This is a genomic window from Microbulbifer echini (assembly GCF_041447225.1).
In the GTDB taxonomy this organism is placed as follows: Bacteria; Pseudomonadota; Gammaproteobacteria; order Pseudomonadales; family Cellvibrionaceae; genus Microbulbifer; species Microbulbifer echini.
Map to the genome: position 1 here is coordinate 1 of NZ_JBGMEL010000048.1, position 1,402 is coordinate 1,402.

A 1,402-nucleotide genomic window follows, 5' to 3' on the forward strand; every position below is an offset into this window, starting at 1 on the left:
AGGAAGGTGTTAAATTACTTGAGCCCACTGGAATTTTTGGTGGGTAAACGTGTGTCACTTATGCTGGCAATCTAGGGTTAAGTTTTCTGGTGCCACAAATTTTCACAGATGGGTTCAACTACTGATAGAACCTCAATACACTCATTATCAGTATAAATACAATAATGAACAATAGAATCTTCTCGATAAATATTGCAGCTAAACATGTGAAATCGCTCAATTAAATCTGATGCTCTTGTTCGCTGAAATGTAACGCCTGGATTACCTATCGTACTTTCAGGCGATAATAAAAAGCTTTCATCTGATCGGTGGTAGTACATAGGGCCAGCCAGCGGAAACCTTATACGTAATGCTTGCTTATTAGAGAACCTGTCACAGTTAGCCTCTAAAAGTATTCGAAAACCCTCCGAGTCGTCATGGATCGCATTAAAAGAGAAGTTTCGATACTCAGGAAATGGGTTCCAGCTTAAATCCATAGTATTTCTGTAAACTTAACGCCCAGCGTTGGCTGTCGCTCTGCCGCTGATTGTTATGTGAGTTACCCTCGGTCCGCCGGATGGTTTACCCCATCGTATGTTGGGACACCACCGATTTTGAGAGGATTTACACCCTCCAGGCACGCCACATTGAAACCGTATTGAGTAGGATTAGAGCGTCTTTGGTGATGTGTGTAAATACCGCAATTACCGCAGAAATAGTGTTTCGCTGTATTAGTATTGAATTGATAGAGCTTTAAATGTTCCTGCCCTTCTAAGACATTAATGCCATCTAGCGATACTGATGCGGCGATTGCACCTCTCCTGCGGCACAAAGAGCAATCACAACGCCGAAGATCAATAAGACCATCAGGTAGATCCAGTTCAATTTTTACAAAGCCGCAGTGACATGAGGCTAAGTGTTTTGGCTGAATTTTTACTCCATCAATCTCTTTCAGATTTACGCCCATAGCTCTTTCCTTGTGCTCACATAAAGCCTCAATAACCGGTGCTCTTTATAGCGTCCAAGCTCATAGATTCTTTATGTGCAATCTCTAACGGTTTTGCTAAACGCTTGACTATTTCCCAAGCAGAATACTCGGAAACTTTAAAGTTTCCGTCATTAGAAGTTATGGCTATCGCGGCATTGATATCTGGTAAAATTACAAGCAATGCATACCACATAGTATTTGAGCCGTTGTGCCAATGAACATTACCAACACCTAACTCTTCCGGTGGACCAATTACCCAGCCATAAGTATAGCTATTAAGGTTTGGATGATGTAGACGCTGAAACTATTCTCTTTTGTGGGTAGGATCAACGCCCTTGTATGCCTTGAAGATGTTCATCAGCATACAACGCCAAATCATTAAGCGATAAATGTATTGTACCAGCAGGTCCAATTATTGGCGTGTTATCATCTTTT

Annotated in this window: 1 protein-coding gene; it reads right to left on the reverse strand. The window is 41.6% G+C overall.

Annotation, left to right across the window (positions count from 1 at the left end):
• Positions 1 to 538 precede the first annotated feature (538 nt).
• Positions 539 to 946, reverse strand: a complete 408-nt coding sequence (locus tag ACCI51_RS19390; RefSeq protein ID WP_143730614.1) for a GFA family protein — start codon at positions 944 to 946, stop codon at positions 539 to 541.
• Positions 947 to 1,402 lie beyond the last annotated feature (456 nt).